This is a genomic window from Micromonospora chersina, from assembly GCF_900091475.1.
GTDB classification, from domain to species: domain Bacteria; phylum Actinomycetota; class Actinomycetes; order Mycobacteriales; family Micromonosporaceae; genus Micromonospora; species Micromonospora chersina.
In genome coordinates this window covers 6,198,318-6,213,572 of sequence record NZ_FMIB01000002.1, presented here as the reverse complement: position 1 = coordinate 6,213,572, position 15,255 = coordinate 6,198,318, and the positions used below count along the sequence as shown (strand labels likewise).

Below are 15,255 nucleotides of genomic sequence, written 5' to 3'. Positions count from 1 at the left end.
TTGCGCGGTCGTAGGCTCTTTGTCCATGAGCGCGCTCACCTGGGCGGTCGCCGCGGTCGTCACCGACCGGTCCGGCCGGGTGCTGCTCTGCCGGCAGTCCGGCGGCGGCCGGCGCTGGGCGTTGCCCGGCGGGCGGCTGCGCCGCGACGAGAGCCCGGCCGCCGCAGCGCGCCGGGAGATCCGCGCCGAGACCGGCTGGGAGGTGGACCTCGTCGACCTGGTCGGCCTCTACCGGCTCGGCGACCCGGCCGCTCCCCCGCCCCCGGCCGGCCGCTGCGGCGCCCTGCCGGACGTGCTGGTGCACGTGTTCCGGGCCCGGGTGGCCGCCGACGCGCCGGCCGGCGCCCCGGCGGGCGGCTGCCAGCTCGACTGGCACCCCCCGGGCACGCTGCCCGAGGCGCTCACCCCGACCACCCGCGCCGCCGTCGCCGACGCCCTCGCCGGCCGCTCCGGCGTCCTGCGCGAGACGACGCCTGGCGGCGACGACGGGCCGGCCGGCGCGGCGGCCCCGCCCGGACAGCGCGCCGGAGGCGGGCTGGGCACCCTGCGGTGACACGGGCCCGTCGGCCCTGAGCGGATCGTGGTCGGCATGCGGGCCGAGGCGCTCAGCCCGGTCGGCCTGACGACACGGACGACGAGGGCCGCCGTCAGCGGGCCGGGTTGCGGACGCCTTCGGCGAGTTCGGCGCTGAGGGTGCGCAGGGCGGCGAGGCCGGCGGCCTGGTCGGGCGCGTCGAGCACGCAGCGGACCAGCGCGCTGCCCACGATCACCGCATCGGCGTAACCGGCCACCGTGGCGGCCTGGGCGCCGGTGCCCACGCCCAGCCCGACGCCGACCGGCAGGTCGGTCACCTCGCGCAGCCGGGACACCAGCACCGGGGCGGCCTCGGACGTCTGCGAGCGGGCGCCGGTGACGCCCATGATGGCGGTGGCGTAGACGAAGCCGCGGCAGTGCCCGGCGGTCATCGCCAGCCGGGCGTCGGTGGAGGACGGGGAGACCAGGAACGTCCGGTCCAGGCCGTGCGCCTCGGACGCGGCCAGCCACTCGCCGGCCTCCTCGGGGATGAGGTCCGGCGTGATCAGGCCGGTGCCCCCGGCCGCGGCCAGGTCGCGGGCGAACGCGTCGACGCCGTACTGCTCGATCGGGTTCCAGTAGGTCATGGTGACCACCGGCGCGCCGGTCGCGGCGACCGCCTCGATGACGCGCAGCGTGTCCGCGGTGCGTACGCCGCCGGCCAGGGCGATGTCGCTGGCCTTCTGGATGACCGGCCCGTCCATCACCGGGTCGGAGTAGGGGATCTCCACCTCGATGACGTCGACACCCGCCTCGACCATGGCGGTCATGGCGGCGATGCTGCCCTCGACGGTCGGGAAGCCGGCCGGCATGCAGCCCACCAGCACCGCCCGCCCGTCGGCCCGGGCCTTGTCGAAGGCGACCCCGATCCGGCTCACGCTCTCACTCCTTGTCGAGGATGCCGAAGTAGGCACCGGCGGTGTGCACGTCCTTGTCGCCCCGGCCGGAGAGGTTGACCACGATGACCGGCTCCCGGCCCAGCTCGGCGGCGAGCTGCGGGGCGATCCGGCGGGCCCCGGCGAGCGCGTGCGAGCTCTCGATCGCCGGGATGATGCCCTCGGTGCGGCAGAGCAGCTCGAAGGCGGCCATCGCCTCGTCGTCGTCGACGGGCAGGTAGGTGGCCCGGCCGCTGTCGTGCAGCCAGGCGTGCTCCGGCCCGACGCCCGGGTAGTCCAGGCCGGCCGAGATCGAGTGGGACTCGATCGTCTGGCCGTCCTCGTTCTGCAGCACGTACGTCCGGGTGCCGTGCAGGACGCCCGCCGAGCCGCCGGTGATGCTTGCCGCGTGCCGGCCGGTCGCCACGCCCTCGCCGCCGGCCTCGAAGCCGTAGAGCCGCACGCCGGTGTCGGGCACGAAGGCGTGGAAGATGCCGAGCGCGTTGGAGCCGCCGCCCACGCAGGCCGCGACGGCGTCCGGCAGCGCGCCGGTGAGGTCGAGGCACTGCTGGCGGGCCTCCACGCCGATGCCGCGCACGAAGTCCCGGACCATCTCGGGGAACGGGTGCGGGCCGGCGGCGGTGCCGATCAGGTAGTGGGTGGTGTCGACGTTGGCGACCCAGTCCCGCATCGCCTCGTTCATCGCGTCCTTGAGGGTCCGCGAGCCGGTGGTGACCGGAACGACCGTGGCGCCGAGCATCCGCATCCGGGCCACGTTGAGCGCCTGCCGCTCGGTGTCCACCTCACCCATGTAGACCACGCACTCGAGGTCGAACAGGGCGGCGGCCGTGGCGGTGGCCACGCCGTGCTGGCCGGCGCCGGTCTCCGCGATCACCCGCTGCTTGCCCATCCGCTTCGTGAGCAGCGCCTGGCCGAGCACGTTGCGCACCTTGTGCGCGCCGGTGTGGTTGAGGTCCTCCCGCTTCAGCAGGACCCGGGCCCCGATCTCGGCGGAGAGCCGGCGGGCCTCGTAGAGCAGCGACGGGGTGCCGGCGTAGTCGCGCAGCAGGGCGTCGAACTCGGCGAGGAAGCTCTCGTCGGTCATCGCCTTCCGGTACGCCGCGTCCAGCTCGTCGAGCGCGGCGACGAGGGCCTCGGGGACGAACCGGCCGCCGAACCGGCCGAAGTGACCGGCGGCGTCGGGGAGCCGTTCGGCCGGGGCCGCGGCGTCAGTGCTCATCGCGGGAGTCCTCTCGCTGCGTTTCGGGGACCCGGCGCGGGTCAGCGCACCGGGCGGGGCGTGGCCGGGTGGTTGCCGGCGTTGACCAGCTCGGCGACCGCCTCGCGGGGGCTCTTCTGGGTGACCAGGCCCTCGCCGACCAGGACCGCGTCGGCGCCGGCTGAGGCGTAGCGGATCAGGTCGTGCGGGCCGCGCACGCCGGACTCGGCGATCTTGACGACGCTGCTGGGCAGGCCGGGCGCGATCCGCTCGAACACCGAGCGGTCGACCTCCAGGGTACGCAGGTCACGGGCGTTGACCCCGATCACCTGCGCGCCGGCCTCCATGGCCCGGTCGGCCTCCTCCTCGGTGTGCACCTCGACGAGGGCGCACATGCCCAGCGACTCGATCCGCTCCAGCAGCCCGACGAGCACGTTCTGCTCCAGCGCGGCGACGATCAGCAGCACCAGGTCGGCGCCGTGCGCGCGGGCCTCGTGCACCTGGTAGCTGGAGACCACGAAGTCCTTGCGCAGCACCGGCACGTTCACCGCGGCGCGGACCGCGGCCAGGTCGTCCAGCGACCCGCCGAACCAGCGGCCCTCGGTGAGCACGCTGATCGCCCGGGCGCCGCCGGCCGCGTAGTCGCTGGCCAGGTCGGCGGGGTCGGCGATCTCGGCCAGCCGCCCCTTGGACGGCGACGAGCGCTTCACCTCGGCGATCACGGCCACGCCGGGCCGGCGCAGCGCCGCGTACGCGTCCAGCGGCGGCGGCGCGGCGGCGGCCAGCTCGCGGATCCGCTCCAGCGGAACCTGCTCCTGTCGCCGGGCCACGTCCTCGCGCACGCCGGCCAGGATCTCGTCGAGCACGCTTGCGGACGCCGCCGATCCGGCCTCGTCCCCCTCCGCGTGCGCATGCTCAGCAGTCACCAACGGACTCCCCTCTCCGGGTGTCATGGGCCGATGCTAGGGGGCGCCACCTGGCGACAAGTGCCGGGGGTATGGCGCTCCTCACGAAATGGGCTGTGGCATGATGACCGACTTCCGGTGAACGCGGTGTCACGCAGCGCCACCGCGCCCATCGACCGGCGTCACCCGGGCGCGTCCCGCGCCCCCGGCCGCCACATCGACCGCCGCCCATGACCCATCTCACCATGGCGGTCCGTCTCCCGCAGGTCAGCGACAGCCGTCGATGCTGTGAGCAAGCTCAAGGACGAACGGCCCTGCCCAGGTCGGACCGGCTGCCGCAGAGTTGACCTGCGTTTCACGGACGCGAAACGTGAGCCCGGCAGCATCCTCCTCGGGCAGACTCGATGAGGCGGCTGCCGACCGTCGCCAACGATCTCGTGCGGGGTGACCATGAGCGCCAACGGTCCGAACCAGACCCTCGGATTCACCACCATCTCCCGGAACGTCGCGGCGCTCGCCGTCGGCGTCGTGCACACCCTCGAAGCCATGGCCGGCGACGGGCGGACGCGCACCGCCCGGGGCAACGCCTGGGAGGCCGTGTGCGCCGACCGGGCCCGGGCCGCGCAGCGCCGGGAACTGGACCGCCTGGTGGCCGAGCTGGCCGCCGCCCGCGCCGCGGCCGGGGCCGCGGTCCGGGAGCGCCGCGACGCGCGAGACGCCCAGCCGGTGCGCTGACCCCGGGAGCGCCGCGACCCGGGAACTCCCGACGCCCAGGCGGTGCGCTGACCCGCCGATCAGCGCACGGTCGGGTCCTCGCCCCGGTCGAGCGCCTCCCAGGCGTCCCGGGTGCCGCGCTCGACCGCCGGCCCGTCCGCGCCGGCCGGCTCGGCCGGCCGCCGCTCGTAGCGGGCGCCCATCGCCGGCCAGCCGCCCCCGCGCAGCGCGGTGAACAGCCCGCCGGCCGCCAGGACCAGCCCACCCAGCAGCACCAGCGCCGGCCACTGCCGGCCCACCCCGGCCTCGGTGAGGCCGTAGCCGCCGCCGGCCGCCACGCCCAGGCCGAGCAGGGCGAGCAGGCCGCCCAGCAGCCGGCGTACCCGCCCCCGGGTGGCCAGCACCGCGCCGCCGCCGGCCAGCCCGACCAGGGCCAGCGCCGACACCCAGGGCAGCAGGTCCGTGCCGGTGCGGGCGTGCCGGGTGGGCGGCAGCGAGCCGCGGGCGGTCAGCTCGACCGACCAGGTCCGGGTCACCGCCCAGAACGCCAGGCCCGCGCCGGCCAGGCAGAGCAGCACCGCGTACGTCAGCTCGCGCCGGCCCCGGGCGGCGGGCGCGCCTGTCGACGCGCTCATCGCGCCGGCCGCAACGTCTCGGCGGCGGCGATCGCGGCGAGCACCGCGGCGGCCTTGTTCCGGGTCTCCTGGTCCTCGGCGGCGGGATCGGAATCGGCCACCACCCCGGCGCCGGCCTGCACGTAGGCGCGACCCTCGCGGATCAACGCGGTGCGGATGGCGATCGCCATGTCCAGGTCGCCGCCGAAGCCGAAGTAGCCGACGGTGCCGCCGTAGACGCCGCGCCGGACCGGCTCCAGCTCCTCGATGATCTCCATGGCCCGCACCTTCGGCGCGCCGGAGAGGGTGCCGGCCGGGAAGGTCGCGGCGAGCGCGTCGAAGGCCGTGCGGTCCGCGCGCAGCTCGCCCACGACCGTGGAGACGATGTGCATGACGTGGCTGTACCGCTCGATGGTGGCGAACTCCGGCACCTCCACCGTGCCCGGCCGGCAGACCCGCCCCAGGTCGTTGCGGCCCAGGTCGACGAGCATGACGTGCTCGGCGCGCTCCTTCGGGTCGGCCAGCAGCTCGGCGGCGAGCCGGGCGTCCGCCGCCGGGGAGCCGCCGCGCGGCCGGGTGCCGGCGATCGGGTGCAGCAGCGCGCGGCGCCGCCCCTCCGCCGTGGTGCTGACCTTGAGGTGCGCCTCCGGCGACGAGCCGACGATATCGAAGCCGTCGAAGCGCAGCAGGTACATGTACGGGCTGGGGTTGGTGGTGCGCAGCACCCGGTAGACGTCGAGCGGGTCGGCGTGCGTCTGGCGCTCGAAGCGCTGGCTGAGCACGATCTGGAAGCACTCGCCGGCCCGGATGGCCTCCTTGGCCGCCTCCACGGCCTTCGGGTAGCCGCCCTCCGGCGTCCGGCTGAGCACCTCGCCCACGCCGGGCCGGGCGACCGTCGAGATCATGGGCGGAATCGGTCGGGACAGCGCCGTGGTCATGGCGTCCAGCCGGCCCACCGCGTGGTGGTACGCGGCCGCCACCAGGGCGTCCCGGTCGGGCGCGTCGAGCGGGGGCAGCACCGCGTTGGCGACCAGGATGGCCGAACCGTCGTAGTGGTCGAGCACCACGAGGTCGGTGGCGAGCATCATGCCCAGCTCGGGCACGTCGAGCTCGTCCTCGGTCAGCTCGGGCAGCCGCTCGAAGCGGCGGACCAGGTCGTAGCCGAGGTAGCCGACCATGCCCCCGGTGAGCGGCGGCATGCCACTGGCCGGGTCCCAGGCCGGGCCGGCCAGCGCGGCGACGGTCTCCCGGAGCGCGGTCACCGGGTCGCCGGCGGTCGGCACTCCGACGGGCGGCTCGCCGGCCCAGACCGCCGCGCCGTCCCGCTCGGTCAGCGTGGCGCTGCTGCGCACCCCGATGAAGGAGTAGCGCGACCACGCCATCCCGGCCGAGCCGACGCCCTGCTCGGCGGATTCCAGCAGGAACGTGCCGGGGCCACCGGCGAGCTTGCGGTAGACGCCCACCGGGGTCTCCGCGTCGGCGAGCAGCCGCCGGGTCACCGGCACGACCCGCCAGCGGGCCGCCAGGTCGGCGAAGGTGCCCTGGTCCGGGTTGACCGTGCCGTCGGTCATGACGTCGCCTCCGGGGAGCTGACCGGCAGTTCGGTGAAGAAGCAGGTGCGGTGCCCGGTGTGGCACGCGGCCCCGACCTGGTCGACGCTGACCAGCAGCGCGTCGCCGTCGCAGTCCAGCGCGACGGAGCGGACGTGCTGGTGGTGGCCGGAGGTGGCGCCCTTGACCCAGTACTCCTGGCGGCTGCGGGACCAGTAGGTGGCCCGGCCGGTGGTCAGGGTGCGGTGCAGGGCCTCGTCGTCCATCCAGGCGACCATGAGCACCTCGCCGGAGTCGTGCGCGCGGACCACGGCGGCCACCAGGCCGTCGGGGGTGCGGCGGAGCCGAGCCGCGATGGCCGGGTCGAGCCGGGAGGGGCGGGCCGGGCCGGGGGCCGCGGCGCCGCCGGAGCTGGCGGGGGCGCCGGTCACCGGCGCGTCAGAGGCGGGCACGGTTGACCATTCTCCCGCACGGGGCACGGGCACCGCCGACGTGTCCCGGGAGGCGGGCGCGGGGTGGTCCAGGGCCCGGGTCAGCTGGCCGAGGTAGCGGTCCAGCCGGCCGTCCACCAGGGCCTCGGCCAGGTCGGCGCCGCCGACCGCGGCGATCTCCCCGGCGTACGGGCGGACGAGCGGGACGATCCCGGTCACCAGCCGGCCGGCGGCGGCCCCGACCTCGGCGGTGTCGCCGGGGCGCAGCCCGAGGCAGCGCAGCATGTCGTCGCGGTAGCCGGGCGGGGCGACCGGCAGGTCCAGCGCGGCGGCCAGGGCGGCCCGGCGGGACGCCACCCGAACGGACGGGTTGGCCAGCCGCAGCACCGACGGGCAGAGGCGGGCCAGGTCGGCGGCGGCGAGCCGGACCCCGACCGGGTCGCCGGCCCAGCGGGCGCCGGCCACCTTGCCGAGGGTGGCGATCAGCTCCTCGAGGCGGGGCTCGTCGGCGGGCTGGCAGAGCACCGGCAGGTCGATGCGGCGCCGCCACTCCGGCGCCGCCCAGAGCAGCCGGGCGGGCGCGGTGACCGGCAGCCCGAACGCCCAGTCGGCGGGCTGGCCGAGCCGGCGCACCCAGGAGCGGACGTCGCGGGCGGCCACGGAGACGTGCACGAGCCGGCCGTCGAACTCGGCGAGGTACGCCCGGCGGGCCGCGTACGGGGTGCCGGGGCGGGCCGGACCCGCCGCACCGGAAACCGGGGCGGCGGGTCGCTCGTCGTCGGCGACCAGCACGTCCACGTCGACGTCGCTGTGCTCGGTGGCGGCCCGCCGGGCATGGCTGCCCCGCAGCATGATCCCCACGACGGGACGGTCGGCGGCCTGCCGGAGGCGGGCGGCCCAGTCGTCGAGGAATCCCGGCAACTCCGGCTCGCCGCGTCCGGCGCCGCGCTGCGACCTGGAGCCGCCGGTCTCGGACAACGAAGCGGGACCCACCGCGCCATGGTGCCGGACGCCCGATCTTCGGCGCAATGACCGATGCCGGACGCCGTGTCCGATGCGAGGGGCTAGTGACCGACCGTTCGCATTCCTGCCGCGGTATACCTTTCCCCGGCGACGGACCCGGCGGGCACCGCGGCGCGGAGCCGGGCCTGCTGTTCCGGGGTCAGCCGCAGGTCGGCCGCCGCCGCGTTCTCGGTCAGGTAGCGGACCCGCCGGGTGCCGGGGATCGGCAGGATGTCCTCGCCCTGGGCGAGCAGCCAGGCCAGCGCGGCCTGGGCCGGGGTGCAGCCGATCTCGGCGGCCACCTCGCGGACCGCCTCGACCAGCCGCACGTTGGCGTCGAGGTTGCCGTCGGCGAAGCGCGGCACGGTCCGCCGCCAGTCGTCGTCGGCGAGCTGCTCGCGGCTGGTGATCGCCCCGGTGAGCAGCCCGCGCCCGACCGGCGAGTACGCCACGAGGGACACCCCCAGCTCCCGGCAGGTGGCCAGCATCTCGTCCTCGACGTCCCGGGTGAACAGGGAGTACTCCATCTGGACCGCCGAGACCGGGTGGACCGCGTGCGCCGCCCGCAGGGTCGCCGGGCTGACCTCGGAGAGGCCGATGAGCCGGACCTTGCCGGCCTGGACCAGCTCGGCCAGCGCGCCGACGGTCTCCTCGATGGGGGTGCCCGGGTCTCGCCGGTGCAGGTAGTACAGGTCGATGGTGTCGATGCCGAGCCGCTGCAGCGAGGCGTCGCAGGCCTGCCTGGCCCAGGCGGCGCTGCTGTCCACGTAGGCACCCGGGCTGCCGGTGCCGCCGAAGGTGTCGCCGCTGGTGCGGTTGCCGAACTTGGTGGCCAGGAAGACCTCGTCCCGGCGCTGCCGGACCACCGGGCCGAGCAGCCGCTCGTTCGCCCCGAAGCCGTACATGTCGGCGGTGTCGAGATGGTTGACCCCGAGGTCGAGGGCCCGGTGCAGGGTCCGGGTCGACTCGGCGTCGTCGGCGGCGCCGTAGGCGAAGCTCATGCCCATGCAGCCGAGCCCGATCGCCGAGACCTCCGGACCGGTCGCGCCCACCCGTCGCGTGATCATGACAGTTCCTCCTCGGCCCGCCGGTACGCGTCGATCTTGTGGTCGAGGACCTTGAGGTCCTCCTCCAACTCGGCCATCCGGGCCAGCACCCGGGTCCGGTGCGCCTCGAACAGCGCCCGCCGGGCGCCGAGCGTGCGGTCCCCCTGCCGGGCCAGTTCGGCGTAGCGCCGCATGTCCCGCACCGGCATGCCGGTGCGGCGCAGCCGGGTGAGCAGGAACAGCCAGTTGACGTCGGACTCGGTGTAGCGCCGCCGGCCGCCGGAGTCCCGGCCGACCGGTGCCACCAGCCCCTCCTGCTCGTACCAGCGAAGTGTGTAGGTGGTGAGGCCGACCCGTTCCGCCGCCTCACCGACGGTGAGGCTCATCTCCCGCGTGCTGATGTCCACGCCTCCAAGGCTTCCAGTTCGAGGGCACTCGAAGTCAACCTTGCGCGCGGGCCGGTAACTCATCTAGCGTTGAGTTCAACAGTTGATGAGTTTTTTGGAGGCGGGCATGGACGACGCGGTGTCGGTCCGTGACCTGGTGGTCGAGCGGGGCCGGCGGCGGGTGCTCCAGGGCATCTCCTGCACGGTGCCCCGCGGCACGGTCACCGGGCTGCTCGGGCCGAGCGGCAGCGGCAAGACGACCCTGATGCGGGCCGTCGTCGGGGTGCAGACGGTCGCCTCGGGCACGGTCACCGTGCTGGGCCGGCCCGCCGGGGCGGCGGAGCTGCGCCGCCGGGTCGGCTACCTGACCCAGGCCCCCAGCGTCTACGCGGACCTGACCGTCCGGGAGAACGCCCGGTACTTCGCCGCCCTCCACGGGCGGGACCACGCCCACGCCGACCAGACGGTCACCGACGTCGGGTTGGCCGGCGCGGCCACCCAACTGGTCGGCAACCTCTCCGGCGGCCAGCGCAGCCGGGCATCGCTGGCCTGCGCCCTGGTCGGCGACCCCGAGCTGGTCATCCTCGACGAGCCCACCGTCGGCCAGGACCCGGTGCTGCGGGCCGACCTGTGGGCCCGGTTCCACGCCATGGCGGCCGCCGGCACCACGCTGCTGGTGTCCAGCCACGTGATGGACGAGGCGGGCCGGTGCGACCGCCTGCTGCTCATCCGGGACGGCCGGCTGGTCGCCGACGACACCCCGGACGCGGTGCGCGGCGCCACCGGCGTCGACGACCTGGAAGAGGCGTTCCTCCGGTTGATCAAGGCGAGCGAGCAGGAGGCCGACTCGTGAACCCGCACATCCTCGCCGCCACCACGGGGCGGATCCTGCGCCAGCTCCGGCACGACAGGCGCACCGTGGCGCTGCTCGTCGTGGTCCCCACCGTGCTGCTCACGCTTGTCTACTTCATGTACGTCGACCAGCCCACCCCGCCGGGCCAGCCCACGGTCTTCGACCGGGTGGCGCTCATCATGCTGGGCTTCTTCCCGTTCATCATCATGTTCCTGGTCACCAGCATCGCCATGCTGCGGGAGCGCACCACCGGCACGCTGGAACGGCTGCTCACCACACCGCTGGCCAAGCTCGACCTGCTCTTCGGGTACGGCATCGCGTTCGGCCTGGCCGGCGTGGTCCAGGCCACCGTCGCCTCGGCAGTGGCGTACTGGGTGTTCGACCTGACCACCGCCGGCAGCATCGGGCTCGTGATCATGATCGCGGCGGTCAACGCCGTGCTCGCGGTCGCGCTCGGGCTGTTCTGCAGCGCCTTCGCCCGCACCGAGTTCCAGGCCGTGCAGTTCATGCCTGTGGTCGTCGCCCCCCAGCTGCTGCTCTGCGGGCTCTTCGTGCCGCGGGGCGAGATGGCCGGCTGGCTCCAGGCCATCAGCGACGTGCTGCCCCTGTCGTACGCCGTCGAGGCGCTCCAGGAGGTCGGCGCGCACGCCGACCCGACCGGGACGATGTGGCGGGACGTGGCGATCGTCGCCGGGGCGGCGGTGGCGGCGCTGGTGCTGGCCGCCGCGACGCTGCGGCGGCGCAGCGGGTGATGGCGCGGCGCACCGGCCGGCGGCCCGGCAACCCGGACACCCGGGAGGCCATCCTCACGGCGGCCCGGGCGGCGTTCGCCGACCGCGGTTTCGACGCCGCCTCGATCCGGGCGATCGCCACCGCCGCGGGGGTGGACCCGGCGCTGGTGCACCACTACTTCGGCACCAAGGAGGAGCTGTTCCGGGCCACCGTGGCGATCCCCGTCGACCCGGCGGAGCTGGTGCCCCGGGTGCTGGCCGGTGGCCGCGACGAGGTCGGCGAGCGGCTGGTCCGCACCTTCCTGGCGGTCTGGGACTCGCCGGTCGGCACCGCCGCGGTGGCCCTGCTCCGCTCGGCGGTGAGCAACCAGTGGACCGCCCGCCTGCTGCGCGAGTTCCTTGTCACGCAGGTGCTGCGCCGGGTCGTCGAGCAGCTCGACCTCGACCCGGCCGAGACGCCGCTGCGGGGCGCGCTGGTGGCCACCCAGATCGCCGGCCTGGCCATGATGCGGTACGTGATCCGCCTCGAACCGGTCGCCTCCGCGTCCCCGGACACGCTGGCCGCCACGATCGGCCCCACCGTCCAGCGCTACCTGACCGGCCCGCTCGACAGCGCCTGACCGGGCCGGCCGGGCGCCGGGCTAGCGGGTCTGCTCCAGCCAGGAGGCGAAGAGCAGCGCGTAGACCGACTCCGGGTCGCGCAGCAGTTCCTCGTGCGGGCCGCGCTGCACGATCCGCCCCCGGTCCACCACGATCACCTCGTCGGCGGACTGCGCGGTGGAGAGCCGGTGGGCGATGGCCAGGGTGGTCCGGCCCCGGGTGACCGCGTCCAGGGTGCGCTGGAGGCGTACCTCGGTGGCCGGGTCGACGGCGCTTGTCGCCTCGTCCAGCACCAGCAGGTCGGGATCGGCCACGTACGCCCGGGCCAGCGCGACGAGCTGCCGCTCGCCGACGCTGAGCGCCTCGCCGCGCTCGCCCACCGGGGTGTCCAGCCCGGCCGGCAGCCCGTCCAGCCAGTCGGCCAGCCCCAGCTCGGAGAAGGCGGCGGTGAGCTGCGCGTCGGTCAGGTCCGGGCGGGCGAAGCGGACGTTCTCCCCGACCGTGGCGTCGAAGAGGAAGCCGTCCTGCGGCACCATCACCACCCGGGAGCGCAGCGACTCGAAGCGCACCTCGCGCAGCGAGACCCCGGAGAGCAGCACCGCGCCCTCGGTCGGGTCCATGAGCCGGGTGAGCAGCTTGGCGAAGGTGGTCTTGCCGCTGCCGGTCTCCCCGACCACGGCCACCCGGCTCTTCGCCGGGATCTCCAGCGTCACGTCGTGCAGCACCGGCGGCCCGCCCGGGTAGGCGAAGGTCACCCCGTCGAAGCGGATGTCCAGCGGGCCGGACGGCAGCTCCCGGCCCCGCTCCCCCGGATCGGCCACGTCGGGCGCGACGTCCAGCACGTCGAGCACCCGGCGCCAGCCGGCGATCGCGTTCTGCGCCTCGTTGAGCACCTCGGTGGCGATCTGCACCGGCTGGATGAAGAGCGTCACCAGGAACAGGAAGGCGGTGAGCTGCCCGATGGACAGGGTGCGGTCGACGCCGAGGTTCACACCGACCACCACCACGCCCGCGAGGGCCAGGCCGGCCGCCAGCTCGCCGACGGAGCTGCCCAGGATGCTGATCCGGATGGCCTTCTGCTGGGCCTGCCGCTGGCCCTCGATCGCCGTGTCCAGCCGCCGGGCGGTGCGCCCGGCGATCCCGTACGCCCGGATCACCGGGGCGCCCACCACGCTCTCGCCGATGGTGCCGAGCAGCGTGCCCGTCCGCTGCCGGACCACCCCGTAGGCACCGGCCAGCCGGCGCTGGAGCAGCCGGATGACGAGCACCGCGGGCGCGAACGCCGCGAGCACCACGAGGGTCAACTGCCAGGAGTACGCGAGCATCACGGCCGTGGTCACCACGAGCTGGCCCAGGTTGACGATGAGGATCACGCCGCCCCACTGGAGGAACTGGGTGATCTGGTCGACGTCGCTGGTGACCCGGGAGACCAGGGAGCCGCGCCGCTCGGACTGCTGGTGCAGCATGGACAGGTCGTGCACGTGCCGGAACGCCCGGGTGCGCACCCCGGCCAGCGCGGTCTCGCTGACCGTGAACAGCCGGCGCATCATCAGGTAGCCGCAGGTGGTGGTGACCACCAGCACGGCGGCGGTGACCACCACGGTCAGCGTGACGACGTCCAGGTCGAGCCCGCCGACGATGCCGTGGTCGATGCCGCGCTGCACGGCCACCGGCACGGCGACCCGGCCGACCATGTAGACCAGGGCCAGCGCCAGGGTGCCGGCCAGCCCGGTCTTCAGCTCCGGGGAGAGCGCCAGCCCGCGCCGCAGCGTCCGCCAGGTCGACTCGGTCGCCTCGGCCGGCCGCTCGGCCTCAACAGTCGCGCTCAACGGTCAACCTCGACTTCCAGGCCGGAGGTCAGCGGGGTGACCTCGTCGTACGTGCGGGTCTGCTCGCGTTCCTGCTCCGCCTGCTCGTAGGCGGTGACCAGGTCGGCGTAGCCGGGGACGGTCGCGAGCAGGTCGGTGTGCGTGCCGCGGGCCACCACCCGGCCCTGCTCGACGTAGATCACCTCGTCGGCGAGCGCGATGGTGGCCCGCCGGTAGGCGACCACCAGGATCGAGGCCGGCGCCCCGCCGTCCGTCGGCGCGCGCAGCCCGGCCAGGATGGCCGCCTCCACCCGCGGGTCGACGGCGCTGGTGGCGTCGTCGAGCACCAGCAGCCGGGGCCGGCCGGCGAGCGCCCGGGCCAGGGTGAGCCGCTGCCGCTGCCCGCCGGAGAGCGAGGTGCCGCGCTCGCCGACCATGGTGTCCAGCCCTTCGGGCAGCGCGGCCACGAAGCCGTCCGCCTCGGCCAGCCGCAGCGCGGCCCAGACCTCCTCGTCGCCGATGCCGGGGCGGTCCAGGGTGATGTTGGCCCGCACGGTGTCGTCGAAGACGAACGGCACCTGGGCGACCAGCGCGACGGTCGAGGCCAGCGAGGCGGCGGTCAGCTCCCGCACGTCGACCCCGTCCAGGGTGACCGTGCCGCTGTCCGGGTCGACCAGCCGCACGGCCAGCGAGGCGATGGTGGACTTGCCGGCGCCGGTCGGCCCGACCAGGGCGACGGTCTTCCCGGCCGGCACCGTGAAGGTGACCTCGCCGAGCACCTGGGCGCCGGGCAGGTGCGCCTCGGCCGGCTCGTACCCGAAGTGCACGTCGTCGAAGGCGAGGGTGGCCGGCGCCGGCGTGGCCGGGTCGAGCGCCACCTCGCCGTACGGCATCTCGCCGGTGGCGTCGAGGACCCGGCGGACGCGGTCCCAGCCGGCGACGCTGCGCGGCAGCTCGGCCAGCACCCAGCCGATGGCCCGCACCGGGAAGGCCAGCACGGTGAAGAGGAAGGCCACGCTGACCAGCTCGGTCACGGTGATGGCGCCCTGCCGGAGCCGGATCGCGCCGACCACCAGCACGGCGAGCGTGCCGAGGCTGGGCAGCGTCTCCAGCATGGGGTCGAAGACGCCGCGGAGCTTGCCCACGGAGATCAGCGCGTCGCGCAGGTCGCCGGCCCGGGCCGCGAACCGGGCGGTCTCCTGGGCCTCCCGGCCCATCGTCTTGACCACCAGGGCGCCGTCGAAGCTCTCGTGGGCGATGCCGCTCACCTCGGCGCGCAGCCGCTGGGCACGGGCCTGGCGGGGCGCCATGCGGCGGGAGTAGACCACGTTGAGCGCGAACAGCGCCGGGAAGACGGCGAGGCCGACGAGCGCGAGGGCCCAGTCGGTGAGGAAGAGCGAGACCACGGCGCCGACCAGCATGACCAGGGTGCCGACGGCGAAGGGCAGCGGCGCGATCGGGTACCAGGCGGCCTCGACGTCCGAGTTGGCGTTGGAGAGCAGCGTGCCGGTCGCGTTGCGGTGGTGCCAGGCCAGCGGCAGGTCGAGGTAGCGGCGGGTGACCCGGCGGCGGTAGGTGGCCTGGAGCCGGTACTGCATGTAGCCGGCGCCGAGCCGGCGGCCGAAGATGCCGACCACCCGCAGCACGCTGATCCCGAACAGGGCGGCGGCGGCGAGCGCCAGGGCGCCGTCGGTCACCGAGCCGCGGGCGACCGCCGGGACCACGACCTTGCCGACCACCGCGCCGACGACGTACGCGCTGGCGATCACCATGAGGCCGAAGAGCACGCTGCCGGTCACCGCCACCGCGAAGATGCGCGGCTGCTCCCGGATGGCCCGGCCGAGCACCCGTAGCCCTCTGCCGACGACGTCCCGACTTGTCCCGCTCGCCACGCTGTCCCCCGCCGTAAGCCGCAGTTTTCCCTCCTCATCCTTACCGCTCGACAGCG

General features: G+C 75.1%; 15 protein-coding genes and 1 pseudogene. 5 read left to right on the top strand and 11 right to left on the bottom strand.

Annotated features, from left to right (window positions below; all coding sequences use genetic code 11):
- Positions 1–25 precede the first annotated feature (25 nt).
- Positions 26–553 carry an NUDIX hydrolase gene (locus tag GA0070603_RS28995; protein WP_091320503.1) on the top strand — a complete coding sequence of 176 codons (528 nt, stop codon included), beginning with the start codon at positions 26–28 and terminating at the stop codon, positions 551–553.
- 94 nt (positions 554–647) lie between these two features.
- On the opposite strand, the gene trpA is transcribed toward GA0070603_RS28995, so the two are convergent.
- From trpA to trpC, 3 genes are read right to left on the bottom strand one after another with little or no spacing between them, the layout of a single operon-like run.
- On the bottom strand, positions 648–1,451 hold the full coding sequence (trpA, locus tag GA0070603_RS28990) for a tryptophan synthase subunit alpha (RefSeq protein ID WP_091320501.1): 804 nt from the start codon (positions 1,449–1,451) through the stop codon (positions 648–650).
- A gap of 4 nt (positions 1,452–1,455) precedes the next feature.
- A complete protein-coding gene (gene trpB / locus GA0070603_RS28985; RefSeq protein ID WP_091320494.1) occupies positions 1,456–2,688 on the bottom strand; it encodes a tryptophan synthase subunit beta in 1,233 nt (410 codons plus the stop codon).
- A gap of 41 nt (positions 2,689–2,729) precedes the next feature.
- Complete coding sequence (gene trpC / locus GA0070603_RS28980; RefSeq protein ID WP_208863091.1) at positions 2,730–3,533, bottom strand: indole-3-glycerol phosphate synthase TrpC; 804 nt, start codon at positions 3,531–3,533, stop codon at positions 2,730–2,732.
- Between the two features lie 489 nt (positions 3,534–4,022).
- Between trpC and GA0070603_RS28975 the strand changes: the two genes are divergently transcribed.
- Complete coding sequence (locus GA0070603_RS28975) at positions 4,023–4,307, top strand: hypothetical protein (RefSeq protein ID WP_091322413.1); 285 nt, start codon at positions 4,023–4,025, stop codon at positions 4,305–4,307.
- A gap of 59 nt (positions 4,308–4,366) precedes the next feature.
- On the opposite strand, the gene GA0070603_RS28970 is transcribed toward GA0070603_RS28975, so the two are convergent.
- The 6 genes and pseudogenes from GA0070603_RS28970 to GA0070603_RS28950 form a co-directional block, all read right to left on the bottom strand.
- A complete protein-coding gene (locus GA0070603_RS28970; RefSeq protein ID WP_091320483.1) occupies positions 4,367–4,921 on the bottom strand; it encodes a Trp biosynthesis-associated membrane protein in 555 nt (184 codons plus the stop codon).
- Positions 4,918–6,471 (bottom strand): anthranilate synthase component I, encoded by a 1,554-nt coding sequence (locus GA0070603_RS28965; RefSeq protein ID WP_091320479.1) that lies wholly within the window; start codon positions 6,469–6,471, stop codon positions 4,918–4,920. The genes GA0070603_RS28970 and GA0070603_RS28965 overlap by 4 nt, the downstream gene beginning before the upstream one ends.
- Positions 6,468–6,902, bottom strand: coding sequence for a phosphoribosyl-AMP cyclohydrolase (gene hisI, locus GA0070603_RS32250; RefSeq protein WP_091322412.1), 435 nt, complete (start codon positions 6,900–6,902; stop codon positions 6,468–6,470). Before hisI ends, GA0070603_RS28965 begins: the two co-directional genes overlap by 4 nt.
- 189 nt (positions 6,903–7,091) lie before the next feature.
- Positions 7,092–7,733, bottom strand: a pseudogene (locus GA0070603_RS32245) (phosphoribosyl-AMP cyclohydrolase); the annotation flags it as partial.
- Positions 7,734–7,945: 212 nt separating this feature from the next.
- Entirely contained in the window at positions 7,946–8,950 is a 1,005-nt protein-coding gene (locus GA0070603_RS28955) for an aldo/keto reductase (protein ID WP_091320474.1), read from the bottom strand.
- Positions 8,947–9,336: a MerR family transcriptional regulator gene (locus GA0070603_RS28950; protein ID WP_091320471.1), complete on the bottom strand. Its 390-nt coding sequence runs from the start codon at positions 9,334–9,336 to the stop codon at positions 8,947–8,949. Before GA0070603_RS28950 ends, GA0070603_RS28955 begins: the two co-directional genes overlap by 4 nt.
- Positions 9,337–9,442: 106 nt before the next feature.
- Here GA0070603_RS28950 and GA0070603_RS28945 point away from each other — a divergent pair, with 106 nt between their 5' ends.
- From GA0070603_RS28945 to GA0070603_RS28935, 3 genes are read left to right on the top strand one after another with little or no spacing between them, the layout of a single operon-like run.
- Positions 9,443–10,168, top strand: a complete 726-nt coding sequence (locus GA0070603_RS28945; RefSeq protein ID WP_091320467.1) for an ABC transporter ATP-binding protein — start codon at positions 9,443–9,445, stop codon at positions 10,166–10,168.
- A complete protein-coding gene (locus GA0070603_RS28940; protein ID WP_091320462.1) occupies positions 10,165–10,920 on the top strand; it encodes an ABC transporter permease in 756 nt (251 codons plus the stop codon). The genes GA0070603_RS28945 and GA0070603_RS28940 overlap by 4 nt, the downstream gene beginning before the upstream one ends.
- Entirely contained in the window at positions 10,920–11,519 is a 600-nt protein-coding gene (locus GA0070603_RS28935; RefSeq protein ID WP_091322411.1) for a TetR/AcrR family transcriptional regulator, read from the top strand. Before GA0070603_RS28940 ends, GA0070603_RS28935 begins: the two co-directional genes overlap by 1 nt.
- Before the next feature lie 21 nt (positions 11,520–11,540).
- Here the strand turns inward: GA0070603_RS28935 and GA0070603_RS28930 are convergent, their stop codons facing one another.
- Both GA0070603_RS28930 and GA0070603_RS28925 read right to left on the bottom strand, forming a co-directional pair.
- Complete coding sequence (locus GA0070603_RS28930; protein ID WP_091320460.1) at positions 11,541–13,328, bottom strand: ABC transporter ATP-binding protein; 1,788 nt, start codon at positions 13,326–13,328, stop codon at positions 11,541–11,543.
- On the bottom strand, positions 13,325–15,199 hold the full coding sequence (locus GA0070603_RS28925) for an ABC transporter ATP-binding protein (RefSeq protein ID WP_208862963.1): 1,875 nt from the start codon (positions 15,197–15,199) through the stop codon (positions 13,325–13,327). Before GA0070603_RS28925 ends, GA0070603_RS28930 begins: the two co-directional genes overlap by 4 nt.
- Positions 15,200–15,255: the final 56 nt, after the last annotated feature.